Origin of the sequence: Olsenella uli (assembly GCF_901212675.1) — a bacterium.
Lineage (GTDB): Bacteria > Actinomycetota > Coriobacteriia > Coriobacteriales > Atopobiaceae > Parolsenella > Parolsenella uli_B.
In genome coordinates this window covers 113,099-131,587 of sequence record NZ_CAAKOQ010000038.1, presented here as the reverse complement: position 1 = coordinate 131,587, position 18,489 = coordinate 113,099, and the positions used below count along the sequence as shown (strand labels likewise).

Here is an 18,489-nt window from a genome sequence, read left to right as displayed (position 1 = left end):
CCGGTGGAGGCCTCTCCCGCTGTGTCGCCTCCTGTCGCGCTACCTTCTCCGCGCCGCCTCCCGTCGTGTCGGTTGCGCGCCTGCGGGTCCGTGCGGCTCCTGCCTTGGTGTATAGTCATTGCAGCTTGGACGTGGGGTCGGGGCTCGTTTTTCCCGCCGGGCGTCTGCATTTTATATATGTACTCGAGTGGCGGCACACGAAGATGACACGAACCCAGCCGTTGCCCGATCGGTCGCCCGCCGCGCGCGGGCCGGCCCGTCGAGCGCAGTCACCTGGCCGCCCCGGAGGGGGATTGGCACATGGGAATCGTGCGTCGCAATCCGGCCGTCTACGCCGGCCTTGCCGGGGCGCTCGCCTGGGCGAGTCCCGTCTCGGCGTCTGCCCTCTCCGTCTTTGGCCGCGAGATTCCCTCGGGAGATCCCGGGGTGGCCTTCGTGTCGGGTGCCGTCATGGGTGCCTTCTGCGCCACGTGCGTGACGCTCGTGGCGACGCACGCGGGCAGGCGGCGCGAGGCTCGTGGCGATGCTTTTGCCTCCGCTTATGGCGTGCGCGGCGTCGGTGCCGCGGATTCGGCTGAGGAGGGGCCCGTGGGCGAGCGGCCGGTCCGGTCGGGCACGCACGCGGCCGTGCGCCGGGAGGGCGCGCCTTCGCACGGGGTGCCCCTCGAGCCCGCCGACCTCGTGGAGGTGGACGCCGACGTCACGGCCTCGGAGGTTGGCGGGCCCCATCGCAAGCGCTCGGGCGTGACCGGTTCCATCTACCTGCCCGACCTCGACGAGGCCGCCGGCGCCTCCGCGCTCGCCGACGCCATGGAGGCCGAGCGACGCTCCGCGGAGGTGCGCCCTGGCGAGGCTGGTGCTTCGAGCGGTCCCGCCCGCGAACTCTCCGACCTCGAGGAGGCGGCCGAGCGCTACGTGCGTGGCTTGGAGCTGGGGCGTCGCATGGCTTCGAAGGCGCGCGGCGTGGCAAGCGTGCTCGCGGAGCGTCTCGAGACCTCGCACATGGATGGCATCCCCGTGATCGAGCGCGCTGACGGTACGGTGGCCGACCTCGGAGAGCCGTGGTGGAACGGGGCCATGGGCGACCACGTCGTCGCCGGTGCTGAGACCCGCGCGCCCGGCGGCGAGGGCGTCGAGGATGGCTTGGCCGGAAACAGCGTGGCCCTCTTCACGGCGCAGACCTTCGAGGAGGATCAGGCGGCGCGCGAGGCGTGGCTGAGCACGCAGGCCGAGAAGGGCGCGTGGGCCGAGGGCGCCACGGCTGCCGCCCCGCCCGCTCGGGCCGCACTGGCTCCCGTCGCCGGTCCGGCCAGGCGCGCGCCCCGCCACATGGCCGCGTCAGACAGCTTTGGTGCAGAAGCGTCCGAAGCCTCGACACCCGAGGACCCCATCGACCATCATGTGGAGGAGCTTGTCTGGCAGGAGATGCTCTCCAGGAGGCACTCCCCGCGCCACGCCGCCAAGTCGGGCCCACGCCACATGGCCGACGTTCCCGCGCACGACCAGTACGCCGTCCGCGCGCCCGAGCCCAAGCCGCGCCGGCGCTTCCGCCGCCCCTCGGACTCGCACGGCTACCTGCGTGTCATTGACGGTACGGGCCCCTTCGCGCACCACGGGGCGCGCGAGCAGTAGGGCGCGGGCGTCTCGTGAGGCTGTGGCTTGCCTGGGGGCGGCCGCTGCTTCCCGGCCCGTCTCGCCCTGGTGTCTCGCCTTGCCTGCGTGCCTCTCCTTCGCATCCCTCCTCGGCATGGCCCGCGGCCCTCGGCGTGCTACACTGGGCCCCGACGAGTTCGTGCATCCAACGCACATAGGGTGGGACCGGTCATCGTGGCTGGTCCCGCCTTTTTTGTTGGCCCGGGCCCGTCGCGCGGCACCCGTCGCGCGGCGGCGGCCCAGGCCGGGTAGTCCCGGCGTTGGCGGGGTGCCGTCCCGACAAGCGGCAGAGAGGCTTGTGGTCCTTGTGGGAGAGAGCGCGACTGGCAGCGGCGTCCGCGGCGGGCAGGGGAGCGGCGGGCGCACCTTCAGCCGATGGGCGATTCTGCTCACCGTCCTCGTCATGACGTTCATGGTCTGCCTCGACTCCAGCATCGTCACGGTGGCCCTGCCCGTGATGCAGAAGGAGCTGGGCGTGGGCATCGACCAGATCCAGTGGGTCTCGTCGGTCTACCTCATCAGCACCTGCGTGGGCGTGCTGTCGTTCGGCCGCCTCGGCGACTTGCGCGGCAAGGTGTACGTGTTCCAGGCGGGCGTCGTCATCTTCACGGTGGGCTCGCTTCTGTGCGGCCTCGCCCAGACGATGCCGATGCTCATCGTGGGCCGCGTCGTGCAGGGCATCGGTTGCGCGGCGGCGATGGCCAACAACATGGGCATCATCACCGAGGCGTTCCCGCAGCATGAGCTGGGACGCGCCATGGGGCTGCTCGCCACGTTCGTGTCGCTCGGCATGATGGCCGGTCCCTTGCTGGGCGGCATCATCGTCTCCACCTACGCGTGGGAGGGGATCTTCCTCATCAACGTGCCGGTGGGCATCGCATCGTTCGTGGTCGGACTCAAGACGCTGCCTCACGTGCGGCCTTCGGCCGACGCCTTCTCCCGCGCGGGCTCGATGCTCGACGCCGCGCGCCTGTGCTTCTCGAACCCCACGTTCGCCATCAACCTCCTTACCATGCTCATCGTGTTCATGGGCATCGGCTCCTACGAGTTCGTGCTGCCGTTCTACTTCCAGGACGCCCACGGGCTCTCGGCCGGCGTGTCGAGCCTGCTGTTCATGGTGCTGCCCATCGTGAACGCCGTGGTGGGGCCCATCTCGGGCTCGGTGAGCGACCGCGTGGGGTGCGAGGTGCCCACGTGCGTGGGGCTGGGCGTGTACGTGGCGGGCCTCCTGGCTGCCTCGACGCTCGACGAGACGAGCCCCATCTGGCTCGTCGTCTGCTTCGTGGGGCTCATCTCGATGGGCAACTCGATCTTCCAGGCGCCCAACAACTCGCTGTTCATGGCCTCGGCGCCGACGAGCGCGCTGGGGTTTGCCGGAAGCGTGTCGAGCCTGGCGCGCTATGCGGGCATGGCCGTGGGCATCTCGAGCGCGTCGGCGATGCTCTATGGGCGCATGGGCCAGGCCGCGGGGCATGCGGTCACGGGCTATGTGGAGGGACGGCCGGACATCTTCCTGGCGGGCTTCTCGTTCGTGTTCTACGTGCTGGCGGCGGTGGCGGCCGTGGGCCTCGTGCTCACGCTCGTGCGCCTGGTGCTCAGCCGTCGCGAGGGGTAGCGAGGGTTGGCCCGGCTCGGCTGGGGGCGGCGGGTTCGTCGTCCTGCCTCGGCTTGGCCTGGGAACGGCGGATGCGTCTGCCCGGCCATCCAGGCCAGAGGACGTTTCTGAAAAAGGTATTTCGTGCAATTCCCTTTTCAGAAACGCCCTTTGCGGTTGTGGCAGAGGAATCCCTTTTCAGAAACGTCTTTTGGTCGGGCTGCGGGACAATCCCTTTTTCAGAAACGTCTTTTGGTCGGGCTGCGGGACAATCCCTTTTCAGAAACGTCTTTTGTCCGCGCCTTCGGCCTGGCGGGTCGTTGTGACTGGTGGGCCGTTGCGTTACTTTCCGCCGATGAGAGCCTTTATCGGAATCCTTTCGCCGGCCGAAACGGGCAGGCCGAGAAGGGTGAGCCGAGGCGGGCTGGTCAACCAGCCCGACCCCGTGGCCTCGCCATGGGGTGGTACCATCTCGCACGGAGGAATCCGAGGGGTTGGCGCCGCCGCATCGCGCGCTGCCGGCCAAAGACGGGGTGGTTGGATGAGCACAGAGAAGCTGGAGTCGGGCGAGGCCGCGGAGCCTGTCGCCCCGGCTCGCGTCACGGACGACACTCTCGAGGGATACCTCGACGCGGTCGCCTCGACGGCGCCGGTGCCGGGTGGCGGCGGCGTGTCGGCGCTCGCGGGGTCGCTCGCCTGCGCGCTTGGCTGCATGGTGGCCGGTCTCACGGTGGGCAAGCGCGCCTGCGCCGACTTTGACGAGGGCGCCCGCGAGGCGCTCAGGAGCTGCGAGGAGCTGCGCCGCCGCATGCTCGAGCTCTCCAACGCCGACGCCGAGGGCTTCGTGCCGGTGACAGCGGCGCTCAAGCTGCCGCGCTCCACGCCGGAGGAGGCCGCCGCCCGCGCCCGCGCGCTCGACGACGCGCTGCTCGGCGCCTGCGACGCGCCGCTCGAGGTCCTGAGCCTCTCGCTCTCGGCGCTTGGGGCCCTCGGCGCGCTGGCCGAGCGTGGCAGCAAGATCGCCGTGGTCGACGTGGGCGTGGCCGCGAGCCTGGCACGCACCGCGGCCGACGGCGCCGCGCTCACGGTGCATGCCAACGCCCGCATGATGGGCGACCAGTCCCGCGCCAAGGAGCTCCGGGACCGCGCCGACTCGCTCGCGGGCCTCGCCGAGGTGCGCTCGCGCGAGGTGTACGTGACGGCCAAGCGCCGCTACCTGTGACGATATGACGACAAGCCGCGCCAGGGCAGATGCTCTGCGCCGGTCCGGGGCGCGGGGGAGAAGTGACCATGGAGAACGAGAAGAGCGCGGGCGCCGATTGTGCCGGCCGTGAGCCCCGCGAGCTCAGGGGCGCACCGGTGGCCAAGGCCATCTGCGGGGCCCTGGCCCCGCGCGTCGAGAGGCTCGCGGATGCTGGCGTGACGCCGAGGCTCGCGATCGTGCGCGTGGGCGAGGGTGCCGGCGAGCTTGCCTACGAGCGTGGTGCGCGCTCGAGGATGGCCAAGGTTGGCTGCGAGGTCCAGACCTCGGCGCTTGCCTCGGACGTCTCGCAGGCGGAGCTCGAGCGCACGCTGCGCGAGCTGGCCGACAACCCCGCCGTGCACGGCATCCTCATGATGCGGCCGCTGCCGCCCGGGCTCGACGAGGCCACGGCCATCGCCTGCGTGCCGGCTGCCAAGGACGTCGACGGCATGACGACGGGCTCGCTCGCCGCGACCTTCTCCGGCACGGGCGAGGGGTTCGCGCCCTGCACGGCCGAGGCGGTCGTGCGCCTGCTCGAGCACTACCAGGTGCCGCTTGCGGGCGCGCGCGTCACGGTCCTGGGCCGGAGCCTCGTGGTTGGCCGCCCTGTGGCGCAGCTGCTGCTTGCATGCAACGCCACGGTGACCGTGTGCCACTCCAGGACGCGCGACCTTACGGCCGAGACGCGCCGCGCCGAGGTGCTCGTGAGCTGCATGGGCCGGGCGCACGCCGTCACGGCCGACATGGTGTCGCTGGGCGCGGTGGTCGTCGACGTGGGCACGAACGACGACGGCAACGGTAGTATCACGGGCGACGTCGACTGCACGGCTGTCTCGCAGGTGGCCGCCGCCGTAACCCCGGTGCCGCGGGGCGTCGGCTCGGTCACGACCTCGGTCCTCGCCGAGCACGTGGTCGCCGCCGCCGAGCGTGCGCAGGCCGCGGCCCGTTAGTTTCGGCCTGTCCGGTTGGCGGCGTCGTCTGATCGCGCGGATGTCGTCCGGATGAGCCTCCTTATTGCGTTGGGCCCCTGAGGGTCAGAATGTTGTACCAATTTGGCCGACGTGCTGACCCCAGGGGGCCTACGCGTTGGGGCGGCTTAGTTAGTTGCGTGTGCGGCGGTTATCGGGTGCCGGAAGGCCGGTTGACTGCCGCATGCGAGACGGAGGCCGTGAGGTTGTCTTGTCGGATGCGAGGGTCCAGTTGGCCGCAGGGACTGCTGGGTTTGCAAAGCGAACGTGCGGAAAACCGAGAAATAGTGGCTGTTGTGGCGTCTGGAACTCGGTTTTCCGCACGTTCGATTGGATGGGCCTCTGGCTGAGGCCGATTGGACAGGCCGCGGCTGTGGACAGCGGTGCGTGCGGGCTTGCGGCGGATGCGGGCTAGCGGCGGATGCGGGTAAGCGGCGTCCGCGGGGTAAGCGACGGGTTAGCGGCCGAGGGCGTTGGCGGGCGAGTCGTCGCCGACGAGGGGCCGTGAGACCGCACCCCGCATCGCCAGGCCCCGCGCGGGTGCGCAGCCTGGTGGCGAAGAAAACAGGTTTACACATTATCGATTGGGGAATACACTGACCGTGTCCTTACGAGGACGCTCGTCAAGAGGCGCATGCGGAGGGCGGCCACACCTGTCCAAGGGGTTCCAAGATCGGCACCAACAACCCCGTCTGCCTGCGCAAAGAGCCGAGGGACCGAGCCCTGTGACGCTCCGGCAACCCACCTCGCGGCGCACGCCGCCGGGCAGGGTGCCAAGTCTCGGCGGCCGCGCAAGAGCGTGGTCGGAAGACGGGGGAGCAGTGACCAGGCTTGGCTGTCATCGACGTCCCCTTTTCGGAGGGGACGTTTTTCGTTCCCGGGTGGGCATGCGCCCGCCGCGCCCATCTGCCCGGGCGCGGGGAGGCCTGCCCGCCTGCAGAGCCGGGACGCGCACGTGCGGGCGCGGCCCACGTCCGGCGAGACCCTCGCCGGGAAGGAGCTCAGGATGGCAGACAAGGCAACCAACGTGACGGCCGCGGGCGACGTGCCCGAGAGCGGCAGCTACTACTTCACCTCCGAGTCGGTGACCGAGGGGCACCCCGACAAGATCTGCGACCAGATCTCGGATGCCGTGCTCGACGCGATCCTCGAGAAGGAGGCGCGCCTACAGGCCGACGGCTACATCGCGCCCAACGGCCAGCCCGCCAACGTCGACAACGTGCGATGCGCGTGCGAGACGTTCGTGACCACCGGCACCGTCGTCATCGCCGGCGAGATTCGCACGCAGGCCTACGTGGACGTGCAGCACATCGCCCGCGAGACCCTGTGCCGCATCGGCTATGACCGCGCCAAGTACGGCTTTGACTGCGACACCTGTGGCGTCATCAACATGATTCACGAGCAGAGCCCCGACATCGCCCAGGGCGTGGACGAGTCCTACGACGCCCAGGCCGGCAAGACCGTCGACCCGCTCGACCTCATCGGCGCGGGCGACCAGGGCATGATGTTCGGCTACGCCTCCGACGAGACCGACGTGCTCATGCCGATGCCCATCTACCTGGCGCAGAGCCTGGCCAAGCGCCTCGCCGACGTGCGCAAGTCCGGCGAGCTTCCCTACCTGCGCCCGGACGGCAAGACGCAGGTGACCGTGCGTTACGAGGGTGGCAGGCCCGTCGCGGTCTCGGCCATCGTGGTCTCCACGCAGCACGCGCCCGAGGTCAAGGACATAGGCATCATCAAGCGCGACGTCGCCGAGCACGTTATCGCGCCGGTGCTCGATGAGGTGGGCATCGAGTGGCGCGGCGCCGAGATCTACGTGAACCCCACCGGCCGTTTCGTGGTGGGTGGGCCCATGGGCGACACGGGCCTCACCGGCCGCAAGATCATCGTCGACACCTACGGCGGGATGGGTCGCCACGGCGGCGGCGCGTTCTCGGGCAAGGACTGCACCAAGGTCGACCGCTCGGCCGCCTACGCCGCGCGCTGGGTTGCCAAGAACATCGTGGCCGCGGGTCTCGCCCACAAGTGCGAGGTGCAGCTGGCCTACGCCATCGGCGTGTCGCACCCGCTCAGCATCCTCGTGGACACAAAGGGCACGGGCAGCGTGAGCGACCGCGTGATCGAGCGCGCCGCCGAGCGCGTCTTTGACCTGCGTCCGGGCGCGATCATCCGTGACCTCGACCTGCGCCGCCCGATCTTCGAGAAGACGGCCGCATACGGCCACTTCGGCAGGAACGACCCCGACTTCACCTGGGAGGCCACGAACCGCACGACCGAGCTCCGCGAGGCCGTCGCCGACCTCACCCGCTAGTTCGCCTGTCACATTTCCTTCCGGATGATTTGTCACATTCTGGCGGGCCGCTTTCGGGCGGCCCGCCCTTTTGTGCCCCACATCAATGGCAATAAGAGAGAAATGTGGCAACAAGAGAGAAATGCCACGGCCTGGCGGATCCGAGTGCGCGGAGGCGATGGAGGGGAGGTCGATGCCGGGGACACCCCCTCCTCGCGCCATGGTAGAATTTCCAACCGTTCATCCTGAGGAAAGTAGGATACATGGCTCTTACAGGCGCCCAGGTTCGCGCGCTGCGCTCGAAGGCTCACCATCTCGACCCCATTGTCTCCGTTGGCAAGGCTGACATCACGGATGCTGTCATCAGCCAGGCGGATACGGCGCTCGAGAACCACGAGCTCATCAAGTGTGGAGTTCAGAACGGCAGCACGCTCTCCACTCGCGAGGCCGCCAACATGCTCGCGGCTGCGGTCAAGGCCGAGGTGGTGCAGGTCATCGGGCACAAGTTTTCCCTGTATCGCCTGAGCCACAAAGAGGACGTCGAGCACGTTCTCTAGTATGGGGTGACTATTCGCTCTTCCAAACATGGCCGTGGGCCTGAATCGTCTCTTTGCCCGCCTCAGCGCCTTGGACTAGGGATCAGTCCGAGGGGTGGGGGGTCTTTGTTCGAAGGCTCTTTTTTGCGGCATGAGCGGTATGGCACGGCGTTCGTTTTTGCATCTGTGGTCACGAACACACGATAGTTGGCACCTCGGTCAATCATCGAGGCCGAGGCGACGTCCTTGTGACGGGAAACTCTTTACATAAGCCCTGATAATTCGTCTGTTATTGCGCCGGATCTGCTTGCCTTGGCTTTGGTTGATAAACCGCCCGGCGTAAAACCGGATGCTTGGGCGGATTCTACCGCGTATTCCGGCGAGAAAAAGCCAACTATCGTAGTGCCGTGACCATCGTCTTAATCATGAATGACCGTGCGAAGCGCACTGGCGCCGTAACGTGGATATCAAATGGACAGACAAGGCAAAATAGACGTGCTGCCTACTCGTTTGCCGTCAATCCAGGCCCCGTGCATGGCTTTCCAATGGCGCGTCCGCCGGAGTGGCCACGGGAAGTTACGTAGGCGGGGTGCCCGTTGAATAGTCTCGTGTCAATTCGACGTCTCCGCCCTGTTTGGCCGCATTCCGGGCTCAGGCTTTCAACGAGTACGCTGTGATGGCGGCTCTATTCCCAAAGACTGTAAACTCATTGTACTACTTGTACTATAACAGTATAATGTAGTGATTGCCGTATTCTGTACCTTCCGGTCATTTTGCATGACGAGGACCAAATATGTGGGGAGGGGCTGGACATGGCGCTTGTGATAACCGTCGACAAGCTCAGCGAAGAGCCGCTGTACGAGCAGATTCGCAGGCAGGTTGTCGCCGCGATCGCTGCGGGAGACATTCGACCCGGTGACGCGTTGCCAAGCGTTCGCTCGCTGGCGCAGGACCTGGGCATCAACCTGCATACGGTCAACAGGTCCTATGCGACGCTTCGCGACGAGGGCTTTGTAATTCTACTCGGCAGGCGCGGGGCCTTCGTGGCCGATGTGGCGTCCGAGCCCTCGACGGGACTGGGGGAGGCTGAGCTGGAACGTAGGCTTGCTCGTCTTGCCACCGAGTTCTTCGCGAGTGGCGGCACTGGCGAGGAGTTCCTTGCTGCCGCGAGTCGCGCGGCATCCGCTTCTTCCAGGCGCGTGACTTCCTCCTGACGCATCCATATCGGGGCGCTCGCGAGGCCTCGGTTGCAAGCGCATCGGGGCGCTCATGAGGCCGCGGTTGCATGTGCATCGGGACGCTCGCGAGGCTGCGGCCATTGCGGAACCCGTCACCGCGTGTCATAAGTCCCGCTTGCCAGGACTAGAACGTAGCCCTTAGAAAGGGGTTGCCATGTTCGATTCTCCAGAGGCCATGACTTTTGGCGTGCGCATCACGCTGCTCGTCTGCGTGCTTGCCCCGGGACTGCTCACGGCCGCGACACCCTGGCTCATGCCAAGGGGCGAAGTCTTTGCCGTGACGCTGCCCGCCGCTGCCCTGCGTGACCCACGGCTGCTGGGACTGCGCCGCCGCTACGCGCTTACCATGGTCGCCCTGACCTTCATCCTTGTCGTCATTGCGCTGCTCAACATCGAGAACGTCGCGATCTTCGTCGCAGTCTCGCTGCTTCTGCCGATCGCCGGCTTCTTTGGCATGCTCGCGTGCCGGTCTCGCGTTCTTTCCCTCAAACGCTGCGAGGGCTGGAGCCTCACGGGGTCCCGCACCATGTCTGTCAAGCTGCCGCCGGAGGCTCCCGGCCCCATCTCGCTTCGGTGGAACCTGCTCTATGTCCCCATCATCCTCGCAACTATCGTCCTTACGGTGGAGCTCTATCCCGCGATGCCCGAGCGCCTCGTCATGCAGGTGGGCTTTGACGGGCAGGCCACCAGCTTTGCTGGCAAGACGCCGTGGTCGGCGGGCCTTCCCGTCATCATGCAGCTCTTCATGTCGGGGGTCCTCGTGGCGTGCCACATCGCCATCGCCCAGAGCAAACGGCCTGGTGCGTCGGCCTCGCCGATCGCAACGGCGCTGGGCTACGGCATGTTCGCCCAGGGACAGACCATCGTGCTGCTTGGCACGGGCCTCGGCCTTACGGCGGGCATGGCGACGATCACGCTCGCAGATGCCGGGATCGTCAGCCTGACCTCCGCGGTTGCCGTGCTACTGGCGGTGACCCTTGCTGCCCTGGCGGCGTCGATTATGGTCGCGCTTCGCTATGGGCAGGCTGGCTCCCGGCTTGGCGCGGACGTCGAGGAGTCGGCTGCGCCAGACTCCGCCACGTCCGACGATGACGCCCATTGGAAGGCCGGTGTCATCTACGTGAATCCGGGCGACCCGAGCGTCGTGGTGCCAAGGCGCTTTGGTGTTGGATGGACGCTCAACCTGGGCAACTGGCGCGGCTGGCTTGCGCTTGCGGTGCTGGTGGGCGTGACCGTCCTGTTCTGCGCTGCCGTCGCGGCAATCTGATTCCCGGTCTGCCGCGCGTCAGTCCGTGGACGCGGAAGCCCCGCCGTGGCGCGTCCCAACCCGCGCGTGCTATGGTCTTTTGGCGCGCCGGCGCATTCCGGCGCGTTGCCCGATACAGAACGTCGAGGAGCCCCCGTGTCCCAACGCATCGTCAACCTGCTCGTCGGACCGGAGTCCGAGGACATGCGCCTCGACGCCTTCCTCGCCTCCGGCGCCGGCATGCCGTCACGGTCGGCCTGCGCCAAGCTCGTCGAGGCGGGCCAGGTCACCATAAACGAGACGCTGGCCACCTCCAAGTCCGAGAGGGTGCTGCTCGGCGACCGCGTTCGCGCCCTCGTCGACGAGCCCGACCCCGCCACCTCAGACCCCACGCTCGCCCCCAACCCCTACATCCCGCTCGACATTCGCTTCGAGGACGAGCACCTCATCATCCTCTCCAAGCAGGCGGGGCTCGTGTGCCACCCCAGCCCCGGCCACGTCGACGACACGCTCGCCAACGCCCTCGTGGCCCACTGCGGCCCCGAGCACCTGGGGCGCCTCCAGGGAGACGACCGGCCTGGCATTGTGCACCGGCTCGACATGGACACCTCGGGCCTCATGCTCGCGGCCAAGGACGACGCCACGCAGAGGGCGCTCCAGGACCTCATCCGCCTGCGCACGCTCGACCGCCGCTACGTCACACTGGTCTGGGGCTACGTCGCGGCCGATTCGGGCACCATCGACACCGGCATTGCCCGCTCCACGCGCGACCGCATTCGCATGGCCGTCTCGGACGACCCGGGTGCGCGCGAGGCCATCACCACCTTCCGCGTCCTCGAGCGCTTCGAGGCGGGCCGGCGCGACGAGGGCTACACGCTGCTGGAATGCCACCTCTACACGGGCCGCACCCACCAGATCCGCGTGCACATGCGCCACATCAACCACCAGTGCATCGGCGACCCCCTCTACGGCAGGGGAGACCTCGCCCAGAACCTGGGTCTTACGCGGCAGTTCCTCCACTCGTGGCGCGTGAGCTTCGCCCACCCCGTCTCGGGAGAGACCATAGAGCTTTGCGACACGCTGCCGGACGACCTCGCGGCTGCGCTAGAATCGCTGGATGGCCGCTCCATGGGCCGCACGCGGGCGGGCGACGAGATCGTGCCCCGGCTGCTCGGCGAGCCAGCGGCCTAAGGCGTCGCCCCTGGCCCCGCCGCCTCGACATGACCGCACGTGGAAGGGTCTTCCGTGCAACTCAACCGCCTGGGCCTCACGCCCATCGTCATCTTCAACCTCATCGTGTGGGCGTTCTTCACGTTCGCGTACTTCTACCAGTTCGTCTACATCTTCGTGACGTGGCGACGCGGCTCGGTCCGCCTTCCCAAGGCCAGGCGCAACCACCGCTACGCCTTCTTCATCGCGGCGCACAACGAGGAGAGCGTCATAGCCAACCTCGTGCGCTCCATCAAGGAGCAGGACTACCCTGCGGAGCTCATCGACACCTTCGTGGTGGCCGACGCCTGCACGGACAACACCGCCGAGGAGGCCCGCCGCGCCGGGGCCATCGTCTACGAGCGCAACGACCTCGCGCGCAAGGGCAAGAGCTGGGTGCTCGACTACGGCTTCGACCGCGTGCTCGACGAGTACCCGGGCAAGTACGAGGCCTTCTTCGTCTTCGACGCCGACAACCTCCTGAGTCCCACCTACGTGACCGAGATGAACAAGGTCTTCGACGCGGGCTATCTCGTCTCCACGAGCTACCGCAACTCCAAGAACTTCGACTCCAGCTGGATCAGCTCGGCCTATGCGCTGTGGTTTTTGCGCGAGGCCAAGTTCCTCAACAACTCGCGCATGCTCCTCGGCACGAGCTGTGCCATCTCGGGCTCGGGCTGGATGGTGAGCTCGCGCGTCATCCAGGGCATGCACGGTTGGGACTTCCACACGCTCACCGAGGACATCCAGTTCTCGACCTTCTGCGCGGCCAACGGCATCCAGATCGCGTACGCGCCGGCCGAGTTCTTTGACGAGCAGCCCATCACCTTCGCGGCCTCCTGGACGCAGCGCATGCGCTGGACCAAGGGCTTCTACGAGGTGTTCTTCTCCTACGTGGGCGACCTCTTCCACGGCATGGGCAAGAAGCGCTTCGCCTCCTACGACATGCTCATGACCATCGCGCCGGGCATGCTCCTCACGCTGCTCTCGGCCTTCGTGAACGCCACCTACCTCATCATCGGCGGCATGAGCAGCGGCTACCTCGCCACGTCCAACGAGCTCGCCATGTGCGTGGGCTCGCTCGTAATGACGTTCGGCTCCATGTACGTGACGTTCCTCATCCTCGCCATCATCACGACGGTCTCCGAGCGCAGCCACATCCGCGTGCGCAAGAGCCGCCGCTGGCGCGTCATCGCCAACATATTCACGTTCCCGCTCTTCATGATGACCTACATCCCCATCACGGTGGCGGCGCTCTTCAAGAAGGTGGAGTGGGTGCCCACCAAGCACACGGTGTCGGTCTCAATGGAAGACATCGAGGCCGAGCCCACCGACGCCGCCGAGTCCGCGAAGTAGGCGCCGGCCACGCCGCTCCCGCGTGCGGCGGACGCGGGCCCGCCCGTGGCCCTGGCCGAGGCGGCGCGGCACCGAGGTCGCGTTGCGCTACAATACCGACCAATTATGTCCAGCTAGTGGCCGCGCATGCAGCCGGAAGGGGCTACCACATGGCAACGTTCTTCGAGGGCGAGTCGCACACCTTCTCCGAGTACCTGCTAGTTCCTGGCTATTCATCCCACGAGAACATACCTGCCAACGTGTCGCTCAAGACGCCGCTCACGCGCTACCGCAAGGGCGAAGAGCCCAGGATCACCCTCAACATCCCCATGGTCTCCTCCATCATGCAGTCGGTCTCCGGCCCGCGCATGGGCGTGGCGCTTGCCACCGAGGGCGGCATGAGCTTCATCTTCGGCTCGCAGACCGCCGAGTCCGAGGCCGACATGGTCCGCTGGGTCAAGGACTACAAGGCCGGCGTGGTCGAGAGCGACTCCACGCTCACCCCGGACATGACTATGGAGCAGGTCATGGACCTCAAGGCCAAGACCGGCCACTCCACCATGCCCGTGACCGACGACGGCACCCCGCACGGCAGGCTCCTCGGCATCGTGACGAGCCGCGACTACCGCCCCAGCCGCGACGACCACCAGGCCAAGGTCGCCACGTTCATGACGCCGCGCGAGAAGCTCGTCGTGGCTTCCGAGGACACCACGCTCAAGGTCGCCAACGACATCATCTGGGAGCACAAGCTCAACGCGCTGCCGATTGTCAAGGCCGACGACACGCTCGTGGGCATCGTGTTTCGAAAGGACTACGACTCGCACAAGTCCAACCCCGACGAGCTGCTCGACGCCAACAAGCGCTACATGGTGGGCGCGGGTATCAACACGCGCGACTACGCCACGCGCGTGCCGATGCTGCTCGAGGCCGGCGCCGACGCCCTCTGCATCGACTCCTCGGAGGGCTTCTCCGAGTGGCAGAAGCTCACCATCGACTGGATCCGCGAGCACTACGGAAACGACGTCATCGTGGGTGCCGGCAACGTGGTGGACGCCGAGGGCTTCCGCTACCTCGCCGACTGCGGCGCCGACTTCGTGAAGGTGGGCATCGGCGGCGGCTCGATCTGCATCACGCGCGAGACCAAGGGCATCGGCCGCGGCCAGGCCACGGCGCTCATCGACGTGTGCCGTGCACGCGACGAGTACTTCGAGCAGACCGGCGTCTACGTGCCCGTGTGCTCCGACGGCGGCATCGTGTACGACTACCACATGACGCTCGCCCTCGCCATGGGCGCCGACTTCATGATGCTCGGCCGCTACTTCGCCCGCTTCGACGAGAGCCCCACGCAGCGCGTGAACGTGAACGGCCAGTACATGAAGGAGTACTGGGGCGAGGGCTCGGCGCGCGCCCGCAACTGGCAGCGCTACGACCTGGGCGGCGCCGCCAAGCTCAGCTTCGAGGAGGGCGTCGACTCCTACGTGCCCTACGCGGGCGCGCTCAAGGATGGCGTTGAGTCCACGCTCTACAAGGTCAAGTCCACGATGTGCAACTGCGGCGCCAAGACGATCAAGGAGCTACAGGAGAAGGCGCGACTAACCCTCGTGTCCTCCACGTCCATCGTCGAGGGCGGCGCGCACGACGTCGTCCTCAAGGACCACAACCAGTCCGTGAGCTACCGCTAGGCCCCCGCGCCCGTGCCGGTGGCAATACCTGCACCGACGCGCCCGCACGTAACAACCGCAATGCCGCGTCGCACCTGCCCTGGCGGGTGCGACGTCTGTGAAGGAGCAAGCATGCCCGCACCCACCAAGGACTTCCCCGCCTACGACGCCGAGGCCATCGAGACCAAGTGGCAGCGCGTCTGGGAGGAGAACCAGACCTACAAGACCGACACCGACCCCACCAAGCCCAAGAAGTACGTGCTCGAGATGTTCCCGTATCCCTCGGGCGACCTGCACATGGGCCACGCGCGCAACTACACCATCGGCGACGCGATGGCGCGCCAGGCGCGCATGAGGGGCTTCGATGTGCTGCATCCCATGGGCTTCGACGCCTTTGGCCTGCCCGCCGAGAACGCGGCCATCAAGCACCATACGCAGGCCAAGAAGTGGACCTACGAGAATATGGACAACGCGCTCGCCACGATGCGGCGCATGGGCTTCTCGTACGACTATGACCGTCTCGTGCGCACCTGCGATCCCGAGTACTACAAGTGGGGCCAGTGGATCTTCGAGAAGATGTACGAGCGCGGGCTCGTCTACCGCAAGAAGAACCCGGTCAACTGGTGCCCGAAGTGCAAGACCGTGCTCGCCAACGAGCAGGTTACCGAGGGCCGCTGCTGGCGCTGCGACTCGCTCGTCGAGAAGCGCGACCTCGACCAGTGGTACCTCAAGATCACCGACTACGCCCAGGAGCTGCTCGACGACCTCGACAAGCTGCCCGGCTGGCCCGAGCGCGTGAAGCAGATGCAGGCCAACTGGATCGGCCGCTCCGAGGGCGCCGAGGTGGACTTCATCCTTTGCGACAGGGACGGCGAGCCCATCCCCGGCGACGAAGGCAAGATCACCGTCTTCACCACGCGTGCCGACACGCTCTTCGGCTGCACGTTCTTCCTGCTCGCGCCCGAGTACAAGGGCCTCATGGACCTCGTGGCCGGCACCGAGTACGAGGCCGCGGTCAAGAAGGTCGTCGACGATGCCGAGAAGGTCTCGGCCGTCGAGCGCGCCCAGGGTGACCTCGAGAAGCACGGCGCCTTCACGGGCCGCTACGTGGTGAATCCCATCAACGGCGACAAGGTGCCCGTGTGGGTGGCCGACTACGTCATCTCCGACTACGGCACCGGCGCCGTCATGGCCGTGCCCTGCGGCGACCAGCGCGACTTCGAGTTCGCCCGCAAGTACGACCTGCCCATCGTGCCCATCATCCTCACCAAGGACGACCCGCTCTATCCCGAGCTCAGGGACGAGCGCGACAAGCGCTTCACGACCGTCAGCTGGGACGGTGCCATGGCCGCCGAGGGCACGCTCGTTCAGAGCGGCAAGTACACCGGGCTCACGGGCGGCAAGCACTCAGAGGGCGAGAGCGCCGTCGTGGCCGACCTCGAGGCTGCCGGCACCGGCCGCCGCAAGGTGAACTTCCGCCTGCGCGACTGGCTTATCTCGCGCCAGCGCTACTGGGGCAACCCCATCCCGATGGTCCACTGCGACCACTGCGGCTACGTGCCCGTCCCCGAGGACCAGCTGCCGGTGACGCTTCCCGAGAACCTCGACCTCGGCGCCGGCGAGACGCTCGCGAGCTGCAAGGACTTCTACGAGACCACCTGCCCTGTCTGCGGCCGCCCCGCCCGCCGCGAGACCGACACGATGGACACGTTCACGTGCTCGAGCTGGTACTACATCCGCTACTGTGACCCGCACAACGACAAGCTGCCCTTCTCCAGGGAGGCGACCGACCGCTGGATGCCGGTCGACAACTACATCGGCGGCATCGAGCACGCGATCCTGCACCTCCTCTACAGCCGCTTCTGGACCAAGGTCCTGCGCGACCTGGGCCTCATCGACTGCGATGAGCCCTTCACCAACCTGCTCTGCCAGGGCATGGTGAAAGACGAGCACGGCGACGTCATGAGCAAGTCCAAGGGCAACGTGGTGCCGCCCAAGAGCGTCATCGAGCCCTACGGCGCCGACACGATGCGCCTCACGATCCTGTTCATCGCCCCGCCCGAGAAGGACTTCGACTGGGACCCCAACGCCGTGGCCGGCTGCAACCGCTTCCTCAAGCGCGCCTGGAGGCTCGTGTGGGAGCTCGCGGGCACGCCTGGCGCCGACGCCGCCGGCTCGGTCGACACCGGCAGGCTGGACGAGAAGGCCTCCGCACTCTGGCGTGAGCTGCATCGCCTGGGGGCGCGCTGCACGGCCGACTTCGACCGCCAGCAGTTCAACACCGCCATCTCCGCGGTGATGGAGCTTGCCAACGCGGCCGGCGCCTGGGTGGCCGACGTGAGCGCCGAGGACCGCGACGCCGCGCTCGCCGCGCGCGTGGCCCACGACATGGTGGCCATGCTCGCGCCCATCTGCCCGCACTGGGCCGAGGAGCTCTTCCACGCGGCGCTTGGCCGCGAGGGCTCGGTCTACGACGAGCCGTGGCCCGAGTTCGACGCGAGCCTCGCCGTGGCCGACACGGTCGAGATCGCCGTGCAGGTCATGGGCAAGGTGCGCGGCCACGCCACGGTGGCGGCCGACGCCAGCAAAGACGAGATGCAGGCCGCGGCGCTCGAGGCCGTGAGCTCGCTTCTCGAGGGCAAGACGGTGCGCAAGGTCATCGTCGTGCCGGGTAAGCTTGTGAACGTGGTGGCCAACTAGCCCATACGAGCGGCGGTGCCCATGCGGCACCCTGCTCTCGTGCGCGGACGGCGCGGCGTGGGCCTCGCGTGCCCTCGCACGAGAGCGGCTGCGGAAGGGGGAGTCGATGAAGTGTCCCAAGTGCGGCAAGGACCTCGGGGAGGGTCTCCTGCCGGCCAGGTGCCCGTCGTGCGGCGCCAACCTCTCGCCCGACGTGGGCCACAGGAACGGCGCGCGCATGGCCGCGGCTTCGCGGGCGAGCGTCGAGGGCCTCTCGGGCGTGGGCCGCGGCCGGCGCGACCGGTCGTTCACGGCCAAGCGGGTCGCGCGGCTCGTCATCGGCTTCGCCATCGTTGCGGCCTTCGTGGGCATCGTGTACGTGATCGCGTACCAGATGGAGTTCATCGGCGGAAAGACCGTACCCGACGTGGTGGGCTGGAGAAGCGAGCGCGCGGTCAAGGAGGTTGAGTCGGCCGGGTTCGAGGCTGAGACCAATGAGATCGACTCCACCGCGCAGCCCGAGGGCATGGTCGTGGCCGCGCACCCCGGTGCCGGCACCCGCGCCGACGCCGGCTCCACCGTCACCCTCGACGTCGCGAAGTGAGTGGTGCAGGTGGGGACGTGTTCGTTCTGCACACCCCGGGGCGTGCAGAACGAACACGTCCCCACCTGCACCCCCACCTGCACCGAATTGTGGAGATATGGGTGAGATGGGCGCACGCGGGCCGGCGGAAACGTCGCACTTGACGCGTGAGCAGGTTGTTTACTACACTCACCAGGATTTGAGGTTGTATCGAAGGGAAGTGGGGTGGAGTTTTCGCCCCGCTTCTCTTTGTC

Annotated in this window: 13 protein-coding genes; all 13 read left to right on the top strand. The window is 67.4% G+C overall.

The features are described from left to right. Positions 1-300: 300 nt before the first annotated feature. The 13 genes from EFAMC1_RS06070 (at position 301) to EFAMC1_RS06010 (ending at position 18,256) form a co-directional block, all read left to right on the top strand. On the top strand, positions 301-1,632 hold the full coding sequence (locus EFAMC1_RS06070; protein ID WP_154053411.1) for a hypothetical protein: 1,332 nt from the start codon (positions 301-303) through the stop codon (positions 1,630-1,632). A gap of 319 nt (positions 1,633-1,951) precedes the next feature. Further along, positions 1,952-3,268, top strand: coding sequence for an MFS transporter (locus EFAMC1_RS06065; RefSeq protein ID WP_261981800.1), 1,317 nt, complete (start codon positions 1,952-1,954; stop codon positions 3,266-3,268). A gap of 520 nt (positions 3,269-3,788) precedes the next feature. Beyond that, positions 3,789-4,469: a cyclodeaminase/cyclohydrolase family protein gene (locus EFAMC1_RS06060; RefSeq protein WP_187324580.1), complete on the top strand. Its 681-nt coding sequence runs from the start codon at positions 3,789-3,791 to the stop codon at positions 4,467-4,469. Positions 4,470-4,537: 68 nt separating this feature from the next. Further along, entirely contained in the window at positions 4,538-5,440 is a 903-nt protein-coding gene (locus EFAMC1_RS06055; protein ID WP_154053409.1) for a bifunctional 5,10-methylenetetrahydrofolate dehydrogenase/5,10-methenyltetrahydrofolate cyclohydrolase, read from the top strand. 1,024 nt (positions 5,441-6,464) lie between these two features. Next, positions 6,465-7,769, top strand: coding sequence for a methionine adenosyltransferase (metK, locus tag EFAMC1_RS06050; RefSeq protein WP_154053408.1), 1,305 nt, complete (start codon positions 6,465-6,467; stop codon positions 7,767-7,769). Positions 7,770-8,011: 242 nt separating this feature from the next. Beyond that, positions 8,012-8,305 carry a ribosome assembly RNA-binding protein YhbY gene (gene yhbY / locus EFAMC1_RS06045; protein ID WP_154053407.1) on the top strand — a complete coding sequence of 98 codons (294 nt, stop codon included), beginning with the start codon at positions 8,012-8,014 and terminating at the stop codon, positions 8,303-8,305. 791 nt (positions 8,306-9,096) lie between these two features. Beyond that, a complete protein-coding gene (locus tag EFAMC1_RS06040; RefSeq protein ID WP_154053406.1) occupies positions 9,097-9,498 on the top strand; it encodes a GntR family transcriptional regulator in 402 nt (133 codons plus the stop codon). A 178-nt stretch (positions 9,499-9,676) separates the two neighbouring features. After that, positions 9,677-10,789, top strand: coding sequence for a DUF1648 domain-containing protein (locus tag EFAMC1_RS06035; RefSeq protein ID WP_154053405.1), 1,113 nt, complete (start codon positions 9,677-9,679; stop codon positions 10,787-10,789). Positions 10,790-10,924: 135 nt separating this feature from the next. Continuing rightward, the gene (locus EFAMC1_RS06030; RefSeq protein ID WP_261981799.1) at positions 10,925-11,959 is read left to right on the top strand and encodes an RluA family pseudouridine synthase; all 1,035 of its coding nucleotides are present in this window, start codon (positions 10,925-10,927) and stop codon (positions 11,957-11,959) included. A gap of 54 nt (positions 11,960-12,013) precedes the next feature. After that, positions 12,014-13,333, top strand: coding sequence for a glycosyltransferase family 2 protein (locus tag EFAMC1_RS06025; protein ID WP_154053404.1), 1,320 nt, complete (start codon positions 12,014-12,016; stop codon positions 13,331-13,333). Positions 13,334-13,482: 149 nt separating this feature from the next. Then, entirely contained in the window at positions 13,483-14,994 is a 1,512-nt protein-coding gene (locus tag EFAMC1_RS06020) for an IMP dehydrogenase (protein WP_154053403.1), read from the top strand. A 111-nt stretch (positions 14,995-15,105) separates the two neighbouring features. Next, complete coding sequence (leuS, locus tag EFAMC1_RS06015) at positions 15,106-17,673, top strand: leucine--tRNA ligase (protein ID WP_154053402.1); 2,568 nt, start codon at positions 15,106-15,108, stop codon at positions 17,671-17,673. Between the two features lie 106 nt (positions 17,674-17,779). Further along, positions 17,780-18,256, top strand: a complete 477-nt coding sequence (locus EFAMC1_RS06010; protein ID WP_154053401.1) for a PASTA domain-containing protein — start codon at positions 17,780-17,782, stop codon at positions 18,254-18,256. Positions 18,257-18,489: the final 233 nt, after the last annotated feature.